The organism is Roseivivax sp. THAF30, assembly GCF_009363575.1.
Taxonomy (GTDB): domain Bacteria; phylum Pseudomonadota; class Alphaproteobacteria; order Rhodobacterales; family Rhodobacteraceae; genus Roseivivax; species Roseivivax halotolerans.
The window spans coordinates 19843-41765 of the sequence record NZ_CP045389.1 but is presented as its reverse complement, the minus strand read 5'-3'; the positions used below and the strand labels follow the sequence as shown (position 1 = coordinate 41765).

Genomic DNA, 21923 nt, shown 5'->3' with positions numbered 1-21923 from the left:
AGCGGCTCGTGGCGCTCTCTCTCAAAGGCAAATGGCCCATAAAAGACTTACAGGACGCCACTTACCCCGCATCGCGGGTCTGTCCTGCGGCACATTGCAGCGCTCGCCCGACTGTTATGGGAAAGGCGATTTGCCCGCATAGATATCATCCCGATCGCCGGGTGTTTGTTCCTCCCGACCCTCTCTGGCCAGTTTTGTGGCAGGCCGCCCTGGACGAAAAGGATGTCGACGACGATGCAAAATGCGTTTCGAGCCTCGTTGGTCGCGGCCACGTTTCTTGCTGCGTCGCCAGCGCTTGGGCATGTGAATTGGTTCGTCGATACGCCCGGCGACGTGGCGCCGAATTATGCCTTTACCGATCCCGCCTTTCTTGTCTGGTCGGCACTCGCCTTGGGACTCATCCTCTTCGCGGTCTGGCTCGATTTGAAGCTGCCGGTTCTGAGGATCGTCGATAGCAAGACCCGGCATGATTTCATCGAAATCCTCCGCGTATTCACCGGAATGAGCTTTCTGCTCACTGCCTATGAGGGCGCTCTGCTTGCGCCGCATCACGTCATGGAAGGCCCTGTCTTTACCGCGCTTTTGTTCTTGCAGGCAGGGATCGGGATTCTCCTGATCGCCAATCGATGGCTCAAATGGACAGCGGTCCTGATGCTCGTGTTGCACGCGGGCGTTCTGGTCACCTGCGGGCTGCGCGCGGCACTGGAATATTCGATCTTTATCGGCATCGCGCTCTTCATCCTGTTCAACAACCTAAACGACCCCGAAAGGCGCGAGATTGCCAAGCTCTACTCGGTTGCCGCCTTGCGAATCTGGACCGGCATTTCGCTCGTGGCGCTCGCGATCGGGGAGAAGCTTGCGCCGTCGGCGCTCGGGCAGTCGTTTGTCGCCGCTTACGGGTGGAACTTCATGGAGGCGTTGGGCTTCACGGTGTTCACCGACCAGCTCTTCGTTCTGTCCGCAGGCATGATCGAAGCCGTGATCGGCGTCGTCTTGATCCTGGGCGTCACTGTTCGGCTCGCCGTTCTCGCCCTGTCGATCATGATGGCGATCTCCAACGTAGCCTTCATTCTTCAAGGCGAGAACGAGGCCGCGCTGGTGGAGTTCATCGGGCACATGCCCATTATCGGCACAGCGCTCATCCTGCTTCTGCTTGGCTACGGGCAACGGTTGAAGATCACCCAGCTCCTCGGATGGGAGGCCGTCCCCTCCGCTCAGCCTGAAAAGCTCGCGGAGCCGTCCGTGGTCAAAACGTGAGCGCGCGCAGTCAACGCGCGCTCCAAGCCGCCTCGTGACCCCGGTCCGGGAGAACTCGTACTCTCCGGAATGACCGGTTATCCCAATTGCGACGCGCCCGTCGCCAGTGCCTTTTTCGGATCGAAGAACGGGCGCTCGACCACGTCTCCGCGGACCATCAAATTGTCGACCATCACCTGCACGTCGTTGCCGATACCGGCGTATGTCGCGTCGACCATCGCGAGAGCGATGTTTTTCTCAAGACGCGGCGAATAGACCGCCGAGGTGACATAGCCGATCCGTGCCGCGTCCTTGAGGATCGGCCAGAACACCGTATTCGGTCCGGGCAGCGGCGTCGTCTCCAGCACCAGTCCGATCTGCTGACGGGTCACCCCCGTCTCTTTGATCCGCTTGAGTGCCTCTTTGCCGATGAAATCGGCATCGATATCGAGGTTCACCAGACGATCGAGGCCAAGCTCGAACGGGTTGGTCTGTGCGTTCATATCGGCATGGTAGGACAGCATACCTGCCTCGATCCGGCGGATCGTCGAGGTATGCCCCGGTTGCAGGCCATGATACTGACCCGCGGCCATGATCGTCTCCCAGAGCTCATCACCGCGTGTGCTGTCCTGCAGGTAAATCTCGTATCCAAGCTCGCTCGACCAGCCCGTCCGCGACACGACCACGGGTATCCCGTTGAGCTCGAGTTCACGCAGCCAGAAGTAACGCAGATCGAGGATCTCGTCTCCGAGCAATGCCTGCATGATGCGCCCGGAGTTCGGGCCTTGCAGCTGCAGCGGCGAGACGTCGGGTTCGCGGATCGTCACGTCCATTCCGGAATTGACCGCCAGCCCCTGAGCCCAGAGCAGGATGTCGCTGTCAGCCAGCGAGAGCCAGAACCGGTCCTCGTTCAGCCTCAGGACGATCGGATCGTTCAGAATGCCGCCTTCGGCATTGGTGATCAGCACGTATTTGCACTGGCCGACCGCCATCTTGGACAGATCGCGAGGTGTGAGCATCTGCGTGAACCGCGCCGCGTCGGGTCCGGTGATCTCCACCTGACGCTCAACGCCGACGTCGCACAGGATCGCGGTGTTCACGAGGTTCCGGAAGTTCTGCTCCGGATCGCCGAAGTCCCGCGGGATATACATGTGATTGTAGACGGAAAAGTTCTGCGCGCCCCAGCGCACGGTGGCGTCGAAGAACGGCGATTTGCGGATTTGCGTGCCAAACCCGAAGCGGTTCGGCGTGATGGTCTGCGACAACAACATCGATGGACTCTCCTCTGTCCGGGTGATGCGGTGCCGCCCTTCTCTGACGGATCGAGAGCAAGCAGGGCTTGCGCCATCCATGTGTGAGGGCTTGCAGCAACGCGCGCGACTGGTTCGCGCAGCGCCCAATCTGTGGGCCACGTGATCAAATACTCATCTCAAGTGCGACGTGATACGCGCGAGAACCGGCATCAAGCCTTTGGAGGCGACGTTTTCCCAAGCGGCAGAGGCGCGACACTGCGCCTTCCAGACGATCCGCCCGAGTCCGCGCTGCTAGAAGGACCATTCAGAAACAGCCGCAACCATCGCCTTTGTTGCGTCTGACACCAGATACGACTGCATGACCGCCTCTCGACTGACCGTTCTGATCACTCTTATCGCGCTCGCGCTTGGCGCCGTGTCGGTCTTGCAACTCGAGAGCGCGCGACGCTCGGTCGCGACCGAAGACGTCATGCTCGGGCGCACGCCCGCCACGATATATGAGCCATCAGGCGCGAGCGACATGCTTGTCGTCGTATCCCACGGCTTTGCAGGATCGCGCCAGATGATGGACGCCATTTCCCTGACATTGGCGAGGGAGGGTCATTCGGTGGTCGCGTTCGACTACATCGGTCACGGACGCCACGAGGAGGCGCTTTCGCCTGAAATCGGGAACGTGACCGGAACGACCGAAGATCTCGTCAGGCAGACACTCGAGGTCACGGAGCGCTCAAGGGCACGGACGGGTCAGAACCGGGTCGCGCTTGTCGGGCATTCGATGGCGACCGACGTCATCGTTCGCGCCGCGCAGCGAGATCCCTCGGTCGAGGCTGTTGTCGCGATCTCGATGTATTCCGAGGCAGTCACTTCGTCGCATCCCGAACGCCTGTTGATCGTGTCGGGAATGTTCGAGGGACGGTTGCGCGATGTCGCACTGGAAACGGTCGCTCAGGTCGGCCGTGCCGAAGAAGGCTTTACCGCTCGGGACGGGAGCGTGTCGCGACGCGCTGTCGTTGCGCCTTGGGTCGGGCACGTGGGCGTCTTGTGGTCGACACGAACGCTGAACGAAGTGTCCGCGTGGCTCGGAAGGGCGACAGATGCCAAGTCGACGGGACCGTGGATTCTCGCGTTGCTTCTGTCGATCACGCTTCTCTTCAAGCCGATCGTATCCGTCTTGCCCAAGGCCAGGAGGCAGACAGCGCAGGATCTGCGTCCTGCCATCATCGCGGCGTCTTTATCAGCGGTCCCTGCAAGTGGTCTGGCGATGACGGGCCTGCCACTGAACGGATTGGCCGCGTTCGGGGCGCTCGCGCTCAGCTTTGGAAGCTGGGGGGTCTTGGTGCTCCTGCTTCTGCAAGCCGATCTCCGTTTGGCCCTGCGCGATCTTGGTGGAGCGCTGGTGATGGTCGCCTGGGGACTTGGCGCCTTCGCGCTGGCGCTCGACCGCTATGGTGCCGCATTCGTTCCGACCGGCCCGAGAGCGATCCTTTTCCTCTCTCTGCTGCCCGGAATGCTTCTCTTCGGACTGGCGGATCGCCACATGGTCCGCGGGCGCGGTTTGCTCGCGCGGATCGGGCTGCGCGTGCCATTTTTATTGGCACTGGTGCTCGCGATGACGGTGCATCCGGCAGAGCTCGGCCTGACCTTTACCGTGCTTCCCGTGCTGGTCCTGTTCTGGGCAGTTTACGGCACGATGGCGAGGTGGGTCGAAGAGCGGTCAGGCCCCAACGGTGCCGGTCTGGGGTCCGGGATCGTTCTTGCCTGGGCCATCGCGGCCTCGACGCCCTTGTTCAACGCCTGATCCCAAGCTCTCGGCCCAAGCGGCGTTCGCAGCGAGTTAGAAACTGGCGTGGCCCTTGGCGCGCGCACGCTGAAGGATGCGCTGAAGCGTCCGCCGATGCATGCCAAGTCGCCGCGCGGCTTCGGAGACGTTGCCGTCCACCTCCTCGAAGATCCGGGCGATATGTGTCAGCCGAGCCTGCTCGGGCTCGACGATCGTATCGGGCAGACCCTTGGATGACGCCGGGTCTGCCAACAGCGCATGAGCGATTTCATCTCCCGATGCGGGCTTGGCGAGGTAGTCGAATGCGCCGAGCTTGATCGCCGCAACCACTGTCGGCGTGTCGCCGTACCCTGTGAGAATGATCGATCGCGCATCAGGCCGCGCTTTCTTCAAAGCTTCGACGATGTCGAGACCGCTTCCATCCTGCAGACGCAGATCGCAGACGGCGAAGGCAGGTTTTTCGGCCGAAGCGATGCGCCTTGCGTCCGAGCAGCTTTGCGTCACGGTGGGCACGAAGCCGCGTCTGGCAAGTGCCCGGCCAAGACGTTCCGAAAATTCAATGTCATCGTCGGCGATGAGGACCGTCATGTCGTCGGATTGATTGATATTTTCCATGGTGTTCAGCGACCGAATTGCGCTGCCTTCCGTAGCTTCTGGAGTGTGGAAGCTACGCGGTCGTGCAAGTTTCGGATCGGAATTAGCTCGATATAACACGGAATTGTCAGCAAGTCGCACACGCGGCCCAAGCCCTCACCACTGCCGGAGATGGATGCGTGGATGCGGCTATCAGCCGCCGATCTCGCGGGCGGGCAGAATCTGACCCATGCAGGCGCCAAAGCCGATGCGATAGCCTTTGCCCTGGGCGGCACCGCGCAGCGTCAGCGTGTCACCGTCCTCGATGAAGCATCGGGTTTCGCCGGTATCGAGCGTGACCGGCTCCTTGCCGCCCCAGCTCATCTCGAGCAGAGAGCCGCGCGCGTGCGACTCTGCACCCGAGATCGTGCCCGAGCCGAGCAAATCACCGACGCGCATCGGGCAACCGCTGCTGGTGTGGTGGGCCAGTTGCTGCGCGGCAGAGTAATAGAGTTCTTTGAGGTTCGTTTGCGAGAGCACCGTTTCCCGCCCGCCCTCGGGTGTCAGGCCAACCTCGAGCGCTATGTCGTAGAGCATTGGCGCTGGCTCGGCGAGGTAGGGCAGAAGCTCCCGTTCGCGCTCCGGGGTGGAGGTTCGAAAGGGCTCGAGCGCGGCGGCGGTCACGATCCAGGGCGAAATCGTGGTGGCGGTCGCCTTGGACTGGAACGGCCCCAGCGGCTGGTATTCCCAGGCCTGGATGTCGCGGGCGGACCAATCGTTGAGAAGAACGTAGCCGAAGATGTTCTCGAAGGCCTGTTCGACCGAGATCGGACCTTCCGACGGCTGGCCGACAATGGCGCCCATCTCCAGCTCGATGTCGAAACGCTGCGACGCGGCGAAGCGTGGCGCGTCGTCGTCCGGACCTTTCAGCTGGCCATGCGGCCGGATGATCGGAGTGCCAGAGACCACGACGGATGAGGCCCGGCCATTGTAGCCGATCGGGATATGCAGCCAGTTCGGCGGCAGCGCGTTCTCGGGCCCGCGGAACATAGAGCCGACGTTGAAGGCGTGGTTTCGGCTGGCATAGAAATCGGTGTATTCCGACACCCTGAACGGCATGTGCATCTGCACGGCTGCCTGATCGACCAAATAGCCGGGCAAAGGTTCGGCGCCCTCCGCCAAGAGCTCGGTCAGCCGGGCGCGCAACTCTCCCCAGGCCTCGGGACCAAGCTCCATGAAGTCGTTCCAGAAGGGCACGTCGAAGACCGGATGACCGGCAGGCGTCACGAGGTCGTCGCCCTCGGCGGCGCAGAGATCGAAGATCTTCTCGCCGATTGCGACCCCGCAGCGCGGCATGGTGCCTTCGCCGCTCGAAAAGACGCCGTAGGGCAGGTTGTTCAGCGGGAAGTCGGTTTCAGGTGTGTTGGCGCTTTCGACCCAGGAGCGGAGCAGATCGGTCATGTCGGTGCCTTCCAGTTGGCGTCGTGTTCGGGTCGCATCGAAGACCGGCAAGTCGAGAAATTCAGCGGCTTCGGAATTGCGCTCAATATAACGATCGGCCCTTTCGGCAGCGACAGCGGTGCCGATGGACGGACGATCATCGACTTCGTTCCCAGGCAATCCGCACACGCCTGGACGTGACGGACCGCCGGTATCCGTAGAGCTTCATTTCCGGCCAGGAGTGCCGTCGAACTTCTTTTCAAGACTGTCCCAACAGTCGATGTAATCGTCCTGCAGCGGCGCCTCCTTGCCCGCGAACTCGGTCAGGTGCTGCGGGAAGCGCGTTTCGAACATGAAGGACATGGTGTTGTCGAGCTTGTCCGGCCCGAGATTGGCGTTCGACGCCTTCTCGAAGGCTTCGCGGTCCGGCCCGTGCGGCAGCATCATGTTGTGCAGTGACATGCCGCCGGGGACAAAGCCCTGCGGCTTGGCATCATACTGGCCGTAGATGTTGCCCATCAGCTCGGACATGACGTTCTTGTGGTACCACGGCGGGCGAAAGGTGTTCTCGGCTACCATCCAGCGCTCGCGGAACAGCACGAAGTCGATGTTGGCCGTCCCTGGCACCGCCGAGGGCGCTGTCAGCACGGTGAAGATCGAAGGATCGGGATGGTCGAAGAGGATCGCGCCGACCGGGCAATATGTCTTGAGGTCATATTTCATGGGCGCGTAATTGCCGTGCCACGCCACAACGTCGAGGGGCGAGTGCCCGATGTGGGTCTCGTGGAACTGGCCGCACCACTTGATGGTCAGGGTCGAGGGCACCTCGCGGTCCTCGAAGGCGGCCACCGGCGCCTTGAAGTCGCGCGGATTGGCCATGCAGTTCGCGCCGATCGGCCCTCGGCCGGGCAGCTCGAACTTCTGGCCGTAATTCTCGCAGACGAAGCCGCGGCAGGGGCCGTCCAGCACCTCGACCCGGTAGACGAGGCCGCGCGGCAGGATGGCGATCTCCTGCGGCGCGACGTCGATGATGCCGAGCTCGGTCGCAAAGCGCAGGCGGCCTTCCTGCGGCACGACCAGCAATTCGCTGTCGGCGGAGTAGAAGTAGCTGTCGGTCATGCTCTCGGTGACGAGATACACATGCGCCGCCATGCCAATCTGCGTGTTCACGTCGCCGGCGGTGGTCATGGTTCGCATGCCCGTCAGCCAGGTCAGCCCGTCCTCATGCGGCACCGGATCCCAGCGGTACTGCCCAAGGCTGGTGACGCTCTCCGGCACATGCGGCGCGGTCTTCCAATAGGGCAGGTCGATGCGCGTATAGCGGGACGAGTGCTTGACCGAAGGGCGGATACGATAGCACCACGTTCGCTCGGGGCGCACATCGGTAAAAGCGGTGCCGGAAAGCTGCTCACCATAAAGACCGTATTCGCATTTCTGCGGAGAGTTCATGGCTTGGGGCAAAGCGCCGGGCAGCGCCTCCGTTTCGAAATCGTTGCCGAAGCCGGGCATGTAGCCGGGCGTCGTCGTGCCACCGTCAGCTTGGATCGTGACGCCGGATTCGAACTTGGTCATGATGCTTCTCCTGTGGTCTGGCCCGATGTGCGGGCGGCTTCGAGCGCGGCCGAAAGCGTCTCGCGGTCGCCAATGTGATTGGCGAGGATGAGGATCAGCCGCGCATTGAGAGCGTGGCTTTCCTCGGGCGTAAGACCCTCATGGGTGCCTAGAAGCTCCGCGTAGAACCCGTCGGGGTCTGGGATGTTCGGGGTGTCGTTCAGCATCTGTCAGTATCCCATGGCGCGGCGCATCGCGGCGCGGAGTGCTGTTTCGTCGAATTCCGGCCAGCGCCCTGCGACGTGCTGGTCAGGCCGGATCAGATAAAGCGCCGCGGACGCCGATCCGAGATAACGATCCCGGATTTCGGCTGTCCGCTCGACAGACAGGCGGGTGGCCTTCGCCCCGGTCTCCTCGAGGCTGTCGGGCGCGTCGCAGCCGATGGCCAGCAAGGTGAAACCGCCGCCGAGCGACTGGAGCAGGAAGCCATCGCCAAAGGGTGCGTCCGGGCAAGGCGCGCCGGGACGGCTGCCCGCCGGTCCGTCGAGCGCATCGGCGGTGTTGAGCGGCGAGCCGTCGTAGATACACGGCAGGCTGAGGCGCCCCGAATTGATCAGTGGCCGGGCGAAGGCGTGGTGCGGCGCAAGGTCGAGGACGGCGTTCCGGAACAGGCGGGAGACCTCCGTCTTCGGCGTCAGGAAATCGGTCGAACGGGACGAGTTGAGGATGTTCTCGTCGGCCGCCATCACCCGCTCGGCATCGTAGCTGTCGAGCAGCGCATCGGGCGCACCAGCCAGCACCGCCGCCAGCTTCCAGCCGAGGTTGTCGGCGTCCTGCACGCCCGAATTCGCGCCCCGCGCCCCGAAGGGCGAGACCTGGTGCGCGCTGTCGCCGGCGAAAAGAACGCGGCCATGCCGGAACCGCTCCATCCGCCGACACTGGAACGTGTAGATCGAGCACCAGTCCAGTTCATAGTCGGAATGGCCCAGCATCTTGTCGACGCGGGCGCGGATGTTCTCGGGCTTGAGTTCCTTTTCGCGGTCGATGTCCCAGCCCAGCTGGAAGTCGATGCGCCAGATATCGTCGGGCTGCTTGTGCAGAAGCGCGCTGTCGCCCGACTTGAACCACGGCTCGAACCAGAACCAGCGTTCAGTCGGGAAGTCGGCCGTCATCTTCACGTCGGCGATGAGGAAGTTGTCCTCGAAGACGCGGCCCTCGAAGCCTAGGCCGAGCATCGAGCGCACCGGCGAACGGGCGCCGTCGCAGGCGATCAGGTAATCGGCGGCGATCCGGTAGGGGCCGTCGGGCGTCATCAGGTCGATCGTCGCGCCGTCCTCGGTGACGGTCACGGCATCGACGCGGTTCTTGCCCCTGACCTCGATCGGCGCTCCGCCTGCCTGCGCTCGCGCGATCGCCTCCATCGTGAACCGCTCGAAATGCGGCTGCTGAAGGTTGATGAAGGCCGGGTATTCATGCCCCGCCTCGGGCAGCAGATCGAAGTCGAAGATCTCGTCGCGGTCGCGGAAGACACGGCCCTTCTGCCAGACAATCCCTTTGCCCACCATGTCCCGGCCGGCGCCAAGCCGGTCCATGATTTCGAGCGTCCGCTTGGCAAAACACAGCGCTCGCGAGCCGAGGCCGACGCCTTCGTGATCGTCGAGCACGACGACCGGCGTGCCGCGCAGCCCAAGATCGAGAGCAAGCGAGAGCCCCACCGGACCCGCGCCCACGATGACCACCGGGTGCCGGACGGGCGCCTCGGCGTCCTGATCGGGCGACCGGGCATAGGGGTAGAGCCGGAACGCCAGCGGATAGCGGTCTTGCAATGTCATTGGCCTCCTCCCCAGTCGACCGTCAGGACTGTAGCTGTTCCCACATCGCGATGTCGCGTTCGGCGGTCCAGATCCGTGGCGTGTCGATGCCGCGCGCCTCGTCATAGGCGCGGGCCACGTTGAACGGCAGGCAGTGTTCGTAGATGGCGTAATCCTTGAACTTCGGATCGCAGGCCTCGCGCACGGCGTCCCACGCGTCCTTGAGGCTGCCGCCTTTCGCGGCGACCTGCTTGACCGGGCGATAGGTGCTTTCGACGAAATCGCGAGTGTTCTCGAGCGCGGCATCCACCATCTCGCGCCCAACCAGCGCGTCGCCGCGGCCCGGCGCGATGAACTGCGGGTCATAGGCCTTCACGTTGTCGAGCGTGCCGCCCCAATCCTCGTAATGCCCGTCACCGCAATAGCAGGCGGAGTGGTATTCGACGATATCGCCGGTAAACATTGTCTGCGCATCGGGCACCCAGATCACCGCGTCACCGGCGGTGTGGGCACGGCCAATCTGCTTGATCTCGACCTTGCGGTTACCAAGGTACACGGTCATCTCGTCGCTGAAGGTCGTGGTCGGCCAAGTCAGGCCGGGGATGCTTTCATGCCCTTCGAAAAGGCGCGGAAAGCGCTGGAACTCGCTGTCCCAGTCTTCCTGTCCTCGCTCGACCACCATGGCGCGGGCGGTGTCCGACATGATGATCTGGCCCGCCCCGAAGGCAGAAGCCCCCAGCACTCGCACAGCGTGATAATGGGTCAGCACCACGTGGCTAATGGGTTTGTCCGTCACGCTGCGGACGCAGTCGATGACCTTGTTCGCGAGACGCGGGGTGGCCTGCGCCTCGACAATCATCACGCTGTCGTCGCCGATGATGACGCCGGAATTGGGATCGCCCTCGGCGGTGAACGCGTAAAGCCCCTCGCCGATCTCGGTAAAGGAGGTCTTCTTCTCCGTCATGTCCCCCTGGGATGCGAATGCCTTGGCCATATCGCAGCTCCTTCCTGAGCGTCATTGCACTCTTGCTGAACTCGTTTCGATTGCAACGATACGGTTATCGTTGCACCCATGGCTAAAGTCAATATTGTTGCGTCTGCAACGAATTTGGGACCAAGTATGCCGACGGACTTCCACCTGTCGACCTTCCTGCCTTATCGCCTCGCCGTTCTGTCCGAGCGGGTCAGCCGCCGGCTTTCGTTCGAATACGGGCGCAGTCATGATCTTTCGGTCGCCGAGTGGCGGGTCTTGGCGCATCTGTCCCGCTGCGGCGCGGTGTCGGTGCGCGAGATCCATGGCTGCGTGAACCTCGATAAGCCGCGCGTGAGCCGCGCCGTCAGCCGCCTCGAGGCGCAGGGCTTGGTCAGCAAAGCCCCGGTCGACCTCGATGGCCGGCTGGTGGCTATCTCCCTGACGGAGAAGGGCCGCGGCATATTTGCCGATATCGTTCCCAAGGCCCATGCCGTCGAGCGGCGGCTTCTGGACGCGATCGCCCCCGAAGACCTCGCGACCGTCTTCCGCGTGATGGAACAATGGCACGGCGTGCTCGACGACGACCCGGATGCCAGGCCGCGCTCGCGAATGGACCTCGAGGGCCTGGACGACGGAACACGCCGAGGCGCCTGAACCGCTCATCGGATCGCTTCCCGTCAAGAGCTTGGAAGGAAACTCCCGCTTTGACCGGCCCAGATTTCAAACGGCAAGTCAGGATTGAGAAGACGCGCTGCTGTGACCCCCCGATTTTCCCTCCATCTGATAATAGAGTCCGGCCCAACGAGAGGACGCGAATATGAAGAGAACGGGCTTCAGCGAATAACAGATCATCGCGATCCTGCGGGAGTAGGAAGCGGGCGCGAAGAGCGCCGACGTCGGCCGCAGGCACGGCATCAGCAGTTCGACTGTCCGTCGTCAGATGATTTGGAACTCGAAGGCCTGACTGGGAACGGAAGGCCTGGCTCGCTCGGGATTCTGTTTATGCCGCGCGCCCCGAGAGCCGCACCGGCGTTTCGCCATCGTGCAGCACGGTCTCGTAGGTGGTGCCACCCGCAGTGCCGTCGGCGGCAAGATAACAGACTTCGGAGGTCAACTTTCGGTCGGTGCTGGGGATTTAGCCCTCGTTCCCCTGCGCAGCGACGACGCCGGCGCGATGGGCGTGCGTTACGACACCCACCGGATAGCTGCCATTGGCGGCCCGCTCCGGGGCGTCCGGCCGGATCCGGTCGATCGGGTTTTCGGCATGGGTCGGCAGTGGCAATGCCGGTTCAGCGCCGAACGCGAAAAGGACCGACCTCATCGGGGTCGGCCCCTGACGGGGTCAACGTCGCAGCCAAGCACTCCACAGCCAACCATAGGTTGATCATTTTCCGTGTTCTCATGAGTGACGAACTGCGACAGGACTTGCGCGATCACGCCGTCATCGTGATCGAGCGTCGCAACATGCAAGGACCGCGACAGCCAGACCATCCGGATATCGTTGGAACCTGCCGAACTCGCGATATGCGTGGCGTTTGCCGGGGCTACCACGTTGTCTGTTCGCGACTGCACTATCAGAAGGCGCGCGCGCAAAAGCGGCAGCAGCGCGCCGGTCGCGTTGGTCAATAGAAACCGGTGTTGTAGGGTGCCGCGCGGGATGCGGTCGTAGCAAATCTCGCGCACGCCGTGTCTTGCGATGTCGCTGCCGATACCCGGGACAAAATCCGGCCCGCCCTCAGCGTAAAGTGGTGCGACGACTTCGGGCCGGTAGAGCCCAGTCGAGCCGTTAATGCTGAACACACCATCGATTTCGTCGGGTCTGCGCGCAGCGATATTCAGCGCGATCGTCGCGCCGAGAGACAGCCCGCCGATGATCACGCGATCGCAACGAGCGAGCAGGTCCTCCAGCGCGAGTTCCGCTGAGCGGACCCAGTCGAGATGCCCGGTGCGCGCAAGATCTTCCGGGGTCGTCCCATGCCCCGAAAGCAACGGCCCGAGCACTGTGGCGTTAGTGACGTCATGCAGGCGGCGCGCGACGGTCCTGACGCTTTGGGGCGTGCTGGTGAAGCCATGCAGGAAAAGAACACCGAGCGTGCTGCCCTCGAAGAGGAAGGCTTGCGCGTCTGGCTCCTCGAAACGGGATCGCTCGATCTTGGTCATGTCCTTATCTGGCCTGGAGGCGCCACAAGAGACAAATAGACTTGCGCGATCACCTGATAGCGAAACTATATCACCTCGGCAGAAAGTGCCGTCGAAAGGCGTGCAGCAGGCCTGTGTCGGCCTTTGCGCCCCACGCCATGGCAATGGTGACCTCCTCGCAAAAATCCTCCACTTGCCGGGCACCCAGACTTGCCGGAAAGCTGTCCGCCGAACTCATGGGAAGAAGCGTAAACCCCCTGCCCTCGGCAACACGTTGAAGAATGACCTGGATGTCCCAGACCTCTTCGATCACGTGAGGCATTATCCCTGCGCGGACGAAAGCCTCGTCCAGCAAGAGCCGCCAGGATCGCCAATTCTCTCGCACGCCCAGGATAAGCTCGGCCTCGGCGAGGGCCTCGAGCGATGTCGGAAGCGCCCCGTGCGGTGCCACCACGCCAATCCGCGACCGCCAGACCGGCACCTGCTGAATTGCCGGGTTCTGCGCCGTTGGATGGGACAGCAGGAAACCCACGTCGATGGTGCCGCTTCGAAGGGATTTCAGGATGTTATCTGTCGACATGACATGCATCTCGACCTGGACGCCCGGCGCCGCCGCATGGAACGCATCCAACCCCTCTGATATCTGGGGAGCGGTGGCGAGCGCAGAATAGCCGACGATGATGTGTCCCCGCGCACCCTCGGCGTTCCGCCGTGAGGCACGTATCGCGCGTTCGAACTGCGCTACAGCCAGCCGCGCATCTTCGAGGAAGGTTCGGCCCGCATCGGTGACACCAACCCCGGTTCCGAAACGCTCGAAGATCGCGAAGCCAAGATCGGTCTCGGCATCTTTCACGCTCTTCGAGATGGCGGGCTGTGCAACGTTCAAAGCTTCGGACGCACGGCGGAAGCCGCCGGCATCCGCAACCGCGATCGCATATCGGAGATGCCTTACGTCAAGGCGCGATGGCTTCATGTCTCAATCCATGATCAAAGCGATAACAGTTCGCGATCAAGCGATCATGAAACACTATTTGTCAACACGGCGTCCATCCGGAAGGCTGACTGTTGATGCGACAGGGTCGCGTTGTCTGCGGGAGGAGACATGCTCGGATTGTTCCAGCGCATAACCGCGGCGCTCATGCTGCTCGGCGGCGTTGGCGTCGTTCTCATGATGCTCACCATCGTGGCGGATGTAGTGTCGAAACTTCTCTGGAACACGCCCATTCAGGGCACTGTCGAGATCTCCTCTTACTATTACATGATCGCGCTCGTCATGCTGCCGATGGCCTTTGTCGAAATGCAAGACGAACAGATTTCCGTCGACCTGTTGTTCGATCGCTTTCCGCAACCGGCACAGCGGATCCTGCTGGTGCTGACCGGATGCGGAGCCGCGATGATCCTGTCGGTGATGGCATGGCGCACCGGGCTCGACGCCCTGCGCGCCATCCGTGTTGGCGAGGTAGTGATGGGGAGTCGCGAAGTGGTGGTTTGGCCCGCGCGCATGGTTCTGCCTCTTGGATTCGGGCTGGCTGCCTTGGCCTCGCTCCTACGCGCTATGCTTGCCATTCGCGGCGGAACTACTGCGCGCACGGTGCACACGCGAGGCGCATCATGACCAACCTGGAAATCGGCTGGACTGGCGTTGGCGTCCTCTTCGCCCTGTTGGCGATGCGGATGTCCATCGGGGCAGCGCTCATGATCGTCTCGTTCGTCGGCATCACCGTGATGCTGAACCTCCAAGCGGCACTCGGCATCGTCAGCGCGATGCCCTTCAACCTAATCGGGGACTGGTCGCTCACGGCGATCCCGATGTTCCTTTTCATGGGGTTCGTTGCTGCGAATACCGGGCTTACGGCGGGCGCGTTCGACCTTCTTCGCGTGCTTCTGTCGCGCGTACCGGGCGGACTTGCCTCGGCCAGTGTCGGAGCCTGCGGGCTGTTCGCGGCGGCCTCGGGGTCTTCGATCGCGACAACGGCCGCCATGGCGCGCATCGCCGTCCCTGAAATGTTGCGGGCGAAATACCACCCCTCTCTCGCGACCGGGGTGGTCGCGGCGTCGGGAACGCTCGGGTCACTGATCCCGCCATCGATCCTCATGGTGCTCTACGGAATCTTCACCGAGCAATCGATCGGGCAATTGTTCGTCGCGGGGCTCATTCCGGGCGTCCTGTCTGCTTTTGTCTACATGGCGATGATCACGACACGCTCTGCGCTGCAGCCTGATCTGGCGCCGCCCGTCCGCCGCCGTGTCGACCGCGCCGAATTGGGACGGCTCGTGTTGTCGGTCTGGCCGTTTCCGGTTCTTGTGCTGGGCGTTCTGGGTGGTATTTTCGGCGGCTTCTTTACTCCGACTGAGGCCGGCGCAGTAGGGGCTTTCCTCGCCCTTTGCGTCGCGCTCCTGCGTGGATCGCTGACGTTGGATGCGCTCAAGACTGCGATCCGACAGACGACCCTGGCCACCTCATCGATCTTTTTCCTTTCCATCGGCGCGGTCATGTTTACCCGATACATGGGCCTCTCCGGTGTACCTGGATACCTCGCTGACGCGATGCTGGCGGTTTCGGACAACCAGATCGTCATCATCCTCATGATCGCGATGCTCTTCATTGTTCTCGGCATGGTCATCGACTCGATCGGCCTGATCCTATTGACCTTGCCGGTGCTACTGCCGGTGCTCGAGGCGGCGGATGTGAACCTCATCTGGTTCGGCATCATCTGCATCAAGCTTCTCGAGATCGGACTGGTGACGCCGCCGGTCGGCCTGAACCTCTATGTTCTGCACAGCGCCCTCTCGGGAGAGGTCAAGCTGCGTGACATCATCTCGGGCACATCCTGGTTCATTGCAATGGACATCGTGACCCTGCTGCTGCTGATCGCCTTCCCGGCCATCAGCCTGTTCCTGCCATCGCTGATGCAGTGAGGCAAAATCAATCCAAGGGAGGATAACATGAAGATACAAACCGCCATGATCGTGCTATGCGCGAGCGCTCTGGGCTCGGCGAGCGCTGCCCAGAACGCTAACCATTTCTTTGCCGAGCGGCATTCTATGGTGCGCGGACCATACGTCGAGTTCGCCGAAAAAGTGGCCGACGCGACGGATGGAGAATTGACCTTCACCGTCTTTTCCGGCGGCTCACTGTTACCTCCGGCAGCTTCGTTGCAAGGTCTGCGCGACGGGGTCGCACAGGTCAGCTATCACGCTGGCACATATACCCCGTCCGAACTGCCGATCGCCAACCTTGTGGGCAACGCCGCATTCTACAACACCGATCCCATGGTCATGGCCTTCGCCTCGACCGAATTCGGTCTCACGAATGAAGCCGCCCTGAACGAGTGGCGCGAGAACGGCATCGTGTTCGGCGGCGGCTATTCCACTTCGGAATACGTCATGATGTGCAACACACCTGTCGAGACCTACGAAGACATCCAGGGCAAACGCTTGCGCATGGCCGGCGGCGCATGGTCCCGCTTCGCCGAGTTTGTGGGTGCCGTGCCCGTGTCCATCCCGTCCTCGGAGATGTATACCGGTCTCGACACCGGATCGCTCGATTGCGCTGTCGCTGCAGCCGACGCGCTCGACAGCTTCTCGCTGTCGGACGTGGTGACATCTATGAACACACTTGCGGTAGGCAACTACTACTCCGGCTTTGAATGGGGGTACAACAAGGCCTTCTGGCAGGGCCTGCCCCCCGAGCAGCGCGCCGTTCTTTTCGACCAGATGGCCTATTACCTCGCACAGCACCGCGTCGCATTCGATGCTGACGTGGAGCAGGCCGTCTCCAGCGCCGTCGCGAGCGGCATGGAGGTCTTCGAGCCTGACCAGAAGCTGCGCGATGAACTCGCTACCTTCGTGGAGGCGGACGAAGCGGTCCTGATCGAGAACGCCAGATCGCGCGGTGTCGAGAACCCCGAAGAGATCCTGACAGACTACAAGCGCATCGTGGATCGTTGGGCAGAATTGCTGGCTGATGTCGATCACACCGATATCGAAGCCCTGGCAGAACTGGCCCGCACCGAGATCTACGACAATCTCGATCCGGCGACCTACGGCGTCGAATGAAGCAAGTCTGAAAATCCGCCTAATCACGGCCGGCCATAAAGTCGGCCGTGATTGCCTCGTCGGGCACTCCACGCGCCACCTTTTCGACAGTGATTCGCTCGGGCGCCGCTACAGCGTATCGTCGTCGCCGTGCACCGAGGTTGGCCGCTAAACCGTCGACCTATTCTCTGACGAATCTGCTGCACTTGCCCATCCATACCTCAGTGGAGCAACAGACTGACCACAGAATGAGGAGCTTGCAGCGCGCAGGTCAGGCGCAACGCTTTCTATTGTAAGCCAACTTGTACCGCGCTTCTTGCAAAGCTCGAGTTGGGCGTATTCCGTTGAAAAACTCGTCCTTGATCGGGGGGCATCTGGCTGTTTCAATTCCTGTGAAGGGTGGGAGGATCGGCGATGATGGGACCGCGGCAGGAGGTGCAACCGGCGTTGTTCTACGAGTTCTCGCTTGAGGATCACGTCCCGCAAGACCACTTGCTTCGATCCATCGACCGCTTTGTCGACCTGAGCAGCATCCGCGCCCATCTTGCAGATTTCTACAGCCACACTGGCCGCCCCTCGGTCGATCCCGAGTTGCTGATCCGCATGCTGCTGGTCGGCTATTGCTTCGGCATTCGGTCAGAGCGGCGGCTGTGCGAAGAGGTGCATCTGAACCTGGCATATCGCTGGTTCTGCCGCCTCGATCTGAGTGACAGGGTCCCGGATCACTCGACGTTTTCGAAGAACCGGCACGGGCGATTCCGCGACAGCGAATTGCTTCGCCACCTGTTCGAAACGACCGTTGCCCGCTGCATCGACGAAGGCCTCGTCAGCGGCCAGCGCATGGCCGTTGATGCAAGCCTCATCGAGGCGGATGCCAACAAGCAGAACTCGACGCCAAAGGAAGAATGGAATCCGGCGCAGGCAGATCCCGCCGACGCATCGCGGGCCGTTCGCGAGTATCTCGACACCCTGGACGAGGTAGCGTTCGGTGCCGCCAGCGAGGTGCAGCCCAAGTTCACGTCGCATTCCGACCCCGCCAGCCAGTGGACGGCAGCCCGCAAGGGCCCGGCATTCTTCAGCTATTCCGACAATTATCTGATCGACACGGATCATGGCGTGATCGTGGATGTCGAAGCCACCAGGTCCATCCGGCAAGCCGAGGTCGGTTCGACCAAGACCATGCTGGACCGGGTGAAGGCCAGGTTCGATCTGCATCCTGAACGGCTGATCGCGGACACGGCCTACGGCACTGGGCCCATGCTGGGCTGGCTGGTCGACCGCGAGATCGCGCCGCATATTCCCGTCTTGGACAAGTCCGAGCGCACCGACGGCACCTGAAGCCGAGCGGACTTCGAGTGGGACGCCGAGAACGACCGATACATCTGCCCTGAGGGGCAAGAACTGAAGCAATTCCGAAGGAACTATTCCGACCCGAACCGGGGGCCGACCGGACAGGGTAGAGCGAAGTACCGTGCCCTGAAACTGACCTGCCAGGCCTGCCCATCCAAAGCAAAATGCTGCCCGAACGCTGATGCCAGATCCATCACTCGTGAAGAACATGAAGACGCCCGCCAGGTCGCCCGCGAGATCGCCAAGACCGACCAATACGTAATCTCGATGAAGCTACGGAAGAAGGTCGAGATGCTGTTTGCCCACCTCAAGCGAATCCTCGGCCTCAATCGGCTCCGATTACGCGGGCCATACGGCGCAAACGACGAATTCCTACTCGCCGCAGCCGCCAAGAACCTCCGCAAACTGGCTAAGATCCTTCCTGCACCGCAGCAACCGCGAAAAGCCTGACACGAAAGGCGCTCGTGCCCCTTCCATGCGGCGATATTCTGCGCCAGCAAACGAGTGTTTTTCCACAGAATCGGCGGAGACCGGACCTTCGCCGCTTGTGCCAACGGTTCCGGAGGCGCAGGCAAAAGCGGACCTCGATACGCTGGCCGCTATGGTTCGCGAAGCGGGATGAGCCGAAGAACCAGTTTGCGAAGAACCTCGGTCACCGTGCCGGCAAGCAAGCCGGCAAACGGGTCGAGAACGACGCAGGTCAAGGCGGTGATGGCGATGACCGGATAGCAGGATGGCCGGCTGTCCGTCAGTCGACGATCTTTGGCGAGTTCGATCGCGGCGACGAGGAGCATGACGCCGAGCACGCTGTCAGGAAAGCGTGAAAGAAGGCTGGTGCTTGTGTCCGCGGCAAGGGCGGCGAGCACCAGCAGGCACGCCATCATAAGCGCCGCCGCGCCGCTTCGGGCACCGAAGGCATGATGCGCGGCCAGCCCGCCCGCGCCGTGGCACATCGGAAGCGCGCCGAACGGAGCCAGCGCGCAGTTCATCGCGCCGGACGTCAGGCAAAGCCGTCTCGGCGTCACATGTGCGGCGTTGTTCCCAAAGAGATCACCGGCAACGAGGGCCGTCAGGATGACAGCGTTCGTCAGCGTCAGGGCCAGCTGCGGCAGGACGAGGTCGGTCAATGTGTCCGAGACAAGCGAAAGGTCCAGCGAGAGGATCCAGAGGAGTGTCTGCGGCCCCTCCACATGAACTGTGGAGGCGCCCGAAAATGCAGCGATGCCAAACCCCGCAACCAGCAGGAGAAGCGCAGAGGGAGCCTTGACGATGCGCGCAATCGTCAGGAGCGCGAGGGACGCAGTTGCAAGACCGAACTCGCCCATCATCAGGCCCGTAGCGACCCAGGCGAGGCTCGCGCCGAGGCCAAGCCGAAGGCCCGCGATGATCGACCGTGGCACGAGACGCGCGAGCCGGTTGATCGCTCCGGTGGCGCCGAGGATCACCAGCACAGCACCCATCATGACGCCGGATAGGGCAACCGCATCGGGCGAGATCTCCCCGACCACTATGAGCGCCGCGATGGCTTTCATCGGTTGGACCGGGACAGGCAGGCGGTAGACAAGACCGGTGAGAAGATATGCGATCGCAAAGCCGATCAGCACCGGTGTCGCGGACAATCCTCCGACCGTGATCGCCCCGATCACCAGCGGCAGCAGCGTCCCTGTATCGCCGAGTGCGCCATTGAACTCGGACAGCGTCCAGCGATGCCGCACACCGGTCACTGCGCCACTCCCGCGATTTCGGACTTGAACTTCGGTTCCGGAAACAGACCTTGAAGAGTGAGGCAAGCCAGGAGGAAGTTTCCATGAAACTCAGCGCACGCAACACGCTCAAGGGTACGGTCGTCGATGTCGAAAAAGGCGCCGTGAACGCCACGGTGAAGATCGACGTCGGTGGCGGGACGATCATCACCTCGATGATCACGAACGATTCCGTCGAGGAGCTTGGGCTCGTGAAGGGCAAGGAGGCCTATGCGGTCATCAAGGCGTCTCATGTGATGGTCGCCGCCGACGATTGAAGCTCGGGCAAACAGACGCGGCGTCCGCTGGCGGTTCGCTCGACCGTCAGCGGAACGCCGTAAATCTCCGAAAGACGCGCAGGCGTCAGCACATCCGCCGCCTGTCCTTCGGCTATCATCTTCCCGTGCGACATCGCGAGGACACGCGCCGATAGCGCAAGCGCCTGGTCGGGATCGTGGGTCGACAGGATGATGCCGCGACCGCTGCTTGGCCCTGCCAGCGCCGAGATGCGGTCCAGCACCGCGAGGCGGTTGCCGAAATCGAGGCTCGCTGTCGGCTCGTCCATGACGATGAGCGGTGCCTCTTGCGCCAGCGCACGGGCAATCAACACCAGTTGTCTTTGGCCGCCTGACAGCCGTGCATAGTCCCGTCCGGCAAGCTCTGAGATGCCGAGCGTGGCAAGTGCCGCTTCTGCGATCTCGCGGTCTCGCGCAGACGGTTGCGCGAAGGTGCCGATCCGCGCAGTCCGGCCCATCAGAACGACCTCGATCACGTCGAAAGGAAATGGCGGGGCATGCGCTTGCGGCACGTAGGCGATGGCGCGAGCGATGTCCTGCCGGGACAGGCCCGCGACGTCTTGTCCGCTCAGTGAAAGCGCGCCGCCCAGCCGCGGGAGCAGACCCAGCAGCGTCTTGAAGAGAGTGGTCTTGCCGCATCCGTTCGGGCCCAGCAGGCAGACGATCTCACTGGGTCCGAGCGCGAGTGACAGATCCTCGCCGATACGCGCCCGCCCGTATCCGATGGCAAGATTCTCGGCCTCGATCCTCATGTCCAGCCTCTGCGGCCTGAGGCCAGAAGCCAGACGAAGACTGGCGCACCGATGACGGCAGTGAGAATGCCGAGCGGCACCTCGATCTCGGCGATCGTCCGGGCGGCGGTATCGACGAGAAGAAGATAGCCCGCCCCGATAAGAGCCGATGCTGGCAGCAAGCGCCCGAAGCCCGGACCGACCAGCATTCGTGCGATGTGCGGGATGACGAGCCCGACCCAGCCGACGACGCCCGCGACCGCGGTGACGGAGGCCGTGACCAGCGTCGCCGCCGCGATGACCAGAAGGCGCGTGCGGCCCGCCTCGATGCCGAGGGCGCGCGCTTCTTCGTCGCCCATCGACAGCACGTTGATGCGCCAGCGCAGAAGCACCAGCGGCACCAGCCCAAGTGCGACGACGGGTAGCGCCGGCAGGATGTCGTCGGACGTGACGGAGGCGAGCGAGCCAAGGAGCCAAAAAGTGATTGCAGGTAGCTGGTCATAGGGGTCCGCGAAGACCTTGAGAAGCGACGTTGCAGCACCCGCCAGCGCGCCGATCACAACGCCCGTCAGCACGAGCGTCAGCACCCGGTCGCCCCCGCGCACGGCGGACGCGACGGCCATGACCACGGCAACCGCTGCGAGTCCGCCCACGAAGGCCGAGAGCTGGATGAGAACGACGGGCAGCGACAGGAAGATCCCGGCGACGGCGCCAAGACCGGCCCCGGCAGAGACCCCCAGAATATCAGGAGAGACAAGAGGATTGCGGAAGAGCGCTTGGTAGCTCGCCCCGGCCGCGGCCAGCGCGGCGCCAACGAGGCAAGCGGCCGCCACGCGCGGCAGGCGAATGTTCCAGACGACGATCTGGGCCTGCGCGTCACCGCGTCCGAAGAGTGCCGCCACGGTCTGCGCTGGCGTCAGTCCGAACGGGCCGACGAGAAGCGCACCGAAGGCGAGCGCGACAAGAGCGGCCGCCAATGCGCCGTTCAGCCCGGTCCGCATCATCCCGCC

Annotated in this window: 20 protein-coding genes and 1 pseudogene; 8 read left to right on the top strand and 13 right to left on the bottom strand. The window is 62.8% G+C overall.

Going from position 1 to position 21923, the window contains the following annotated elements; translation table 11 throughout:
- The first annotated feature begins 234 nt into the window (after positions 1-234).
- Entirely contained in the window at positions 235-1257 is a 1023-nt protein-coding gene (locus FIU91_RS00175) for a hypothetical protein (RefSeq protein ID WP_152460949.1), read from the top strand.
- 77 nt (positions 1258-1334) lie between these two features.
- Here the strand turns inward: FIU91_RS00175 and FIU91_RS00170 are convergent, their stop codons facing one another.
- Positions 1335-2507: a glycine cleavage T C-terminal barrel domain-containing protein gene (locus FIU91_RS00170; protein WP_152460948.1), complete on the bottom strand. Its 1173-nt coding sequence runs from the start codon at positions 2505-2507 to the stop codon at positions 1335-1337.
- Positions 2508-2847: 340 nt separating this feature from the next.
- Between FIU91_RS00170 and FIU91_RS00165 the strand changes: the two genes are divergently transcribed.
- Complete coding sequence (locus FIU91_RS00165) at positions 2848-4287, top strand: alpha/beta fold hydrolase (RefSeq protein WP_152460947.1); 1440 nt, start codon at positions 2848-2850, stop codon at positions 4285-4287.
- Between the two features lie 36 nt (positions 4288-4323).
- On the opposite strand, the gene FIU91_RS00160 is transcribed toward FIU91_RS00165, so the two are convergent.
- The 6 genes from FIU91_RS00160 to FIU91_RS00135 all read right to left on the bottom strand — a co-directional run bounded on the left by FIU91_RS00160 (position 4324) and on the right by FIU91_RS00135 (position 10638).
- Entirely contained in the window at positions 4324-4884 is a 561-nt protein-coding gene (locus FIU91_RS00160; RefSeq protein ID WP_152460946.1) for a response regulator transcription factor, read from the bottom strand.
- Positions 4885-5055: 171 nt separating this feature from the next.
- Positions 5056-6303 (bottom strand): fumarylacetoacetase, encoded by a 1248-nt coding sequence (gene fahA / locus FIU91_RS00155; RefSeq protein WP_152463599.1) that lies wholly within the window; start codon positions 6301-6303, stop codon positions 5056-5058.
- 204 nt (positions 6304-6507) lie between these two features.
- Complete coding sequence (gene hmgA, locus FIU91_RS00150) at positions 6508-7854, bottom strand: homogentisate 1,2-dioxygenase (RefSeq protein ID WP_152460945.1); 1347 nt, start codon at positions 7852-7854, stop codon at positions 6508-6510.
- Positions 7851-8060, bottom strand: coding sequence for a DUF2783 domain-containing protein (locus tag FIU91_RS00145; protein ID WP_152460944.1), 210 nt, complete (start codon positions 8058-8060; stop codon positions 7851-7853). Before FIU91_RS00145 ends, hmgA begins: the two co-directional genes overlap by 4 nt.
- Before the next feature lie 3 nt (positions 8061-8063).
- Positions 8064-9665, bottom strand: coding sequence for an FAD-dependent oxidoreductase (locus FIU91_RS00140; protein ID WP_152460943.1), 1602 nt, complete (start codon positions 9663-9665; stop codon positions 8064-8066).
- Between the two features lie 22 nt (positions 9666-9687).
- Positions 9688-10638: an MBL fold metallo-hydrolase gene (locus tag FIU91_RS00135; RefSeq protein ID WP_152460942.1), complete on the bottom strand. Its 951-nt coding sequence runs from the start codon at positions 10636-10638 to the stop codon at positions 9688-9690.
- A 126-nt stretch (positions 10639-10764) separates the two neighbouring features.
- Here FIU91_RS00135 and FIU91_RS00130 point away from each other — a divergent pair, with 126 nt between their 5' ends.
- A complete protein-coding gene (locus tag FIU91_RS00130) occupies positions 10765-11271 on the top strand; it encodes a MarR family winged helix-turn-helix transcriptional regulator (RefSeq protein ID WP_152460941.1) in 507 nt (168 codons plus the stop codon).
- A gap of 481 nt (positions 11272-11752) precedes the next feature.
- Here the strand turns inward: FIU91_RS00130 and FIU91_RS00125 are convergent, their stop codons facing one another.
- The 3 genes from FIU91_RS00125 to FIU91_RS00115 form a co-directional block, all read right to left on the bottom strand.
- Entirely contained in the window at positions 11753-11938 is a 186-nt protein-coding gene (locus FIU91_RS00125; RefSeq protein WP_152460940.1) for a hypothetical protein, read from the bottom strand.
- On the bottom strand, positions 11935-12777 hold the full coding sequence (locus tag FIU91_RS00120) for a carboxylesterase (RefSeq protein WP_152460939.1): 843 nt from the start codon (positions 12775-12777) through the stop codon (positions 11935-11937). The genes FIU91_RS00125 and FIU91_RS00120 overlap by 4 nt, the downstream gene beginning before the upstream one ends.
- Before the next feature lie 70 nt (positions 12778-12847).
- Positions 12848-13729, bottom strand: a complete 882-nt coding sequence (locus tag FIU91_RS00115; RefSeq protein WP_152460938.1) for a LysR family transcriptional regulator — start codon at positions 13727-13729, stop codon at positions 12848-12850.
- A gap of 129 nt (positions 13730-13858) precedes the next feature.
- Between FIU91_RS00115 and FIU91_RS00110 the strand changes: the two genes are divergently transcribed.
- The 4 genes and pseudogenes from FIU91_RS00110 (at position 13859) to FIU91_RS00095 (ending at position 18594) form a co-directional block, all read left to right on the top strand.
- A complete protein-coding gene (locus FIU91_RS00110; RefSeq protein WP_152460937.1) occupies positions 13859-14371 on the top strand; it encodes a TRAP transporter small permease subunit in 513 nt (170 codons plus the stop codon).
- A complete protein-coding gene (locus FIU91_RS00105) occupies positions 14368-15675 on the top strand; it encodes a TRAP transporter large permease (RefSeq protein WP_152460936.1) in 1308 nt (435 codons plus the stop codon). Before FIU91_RS00110 ends, FIU91_RS00105 begins: the two co-directional genes overlap by 4 nt.
- Before the next feature lie 27 nt (positions 15676-15702).
- Positions 15703-16815 (top strand): C4-dicarboxylate TRAP transporter substrate-binding protein, encoded by a 1113-nt coding sequence (locus tag FIU91_RS00100; protein ID WP_152460935.1) that lies wholly within the window; start codon positions 15703-15705, stop codon positions 16813-16815.
- A gap of 393 nt (positions 16816-17208) precedes the next feature.
- A pseudogene (locus tag FIU91_RS00095) lies at positions 17209-18594 on the top strand (transposase).
- Positions 18595-18743: 149 nt separating this feature from the next.
- On the opposite strand, the gene FIU91_RS00090 reads toward FIU91_RS00095, so the two are convergent.
- Positions 18744-19868 (bottom strand): putative sulfate/molybdate transporter, encoded by a 1125-nt coding sequence (locus FIU91_RS00090; RefSeq protein ID WP_152460934.1) that lies wholly within the window; start codon positions 19866-19868, stop codon positions 18744-18746.
- Positions 19869-19951: 83 nt separating this feature from the next.
- Between FIU91_RS00090 and FIU91_RS00085 the strand changes: the two genes are divergently transcribed.
- On the top strand, positions 19952-20164 hold the full coding sequence (locus tag FIU91_RS00085) for a molybdopterin-binding protein (RefSeq protein ID WP_152460933.1): 213 nt from the start codon (positions 19952-19954) through the stop codon (positions 20162-20164).
- On the opposite strand, the gene FIU91_RS00080 is transcribed toward FIU91_RS00085, so the two are convergent.
- Together FIU91_RS00080 and FIU91_RS00075 are read right to left on the bottom strand one after the other, a co-directional pair.
- Positions 20137-20934, bottom strand: a complete 798-nt coding sequence (locus FIU91_RS00080; protein WP_152460932.1) for an ABC transporter ATP-binding protein — start codon at positions 20932-20934, stop codon at positions 20137-20139. The genes FIU91_RS00085 and FIU91_RS00080 overlap by 28 nt on opposite strands.
- A complete protein-coding gene (locus tag FIU91_RS00075; protein WP_216651617.1) occupies positions 20931-21917 on the bottom strand; it encodes an iron ABC transporter permease in 987 nt (328 codons plus the stop codon). Before FIU91_RS00075 ends, FIU91_RS00080 begins: the two co-directional genes overlap by 4 nt.
- Positions 21918-21923: the final 6 nt, after the last annotated feature.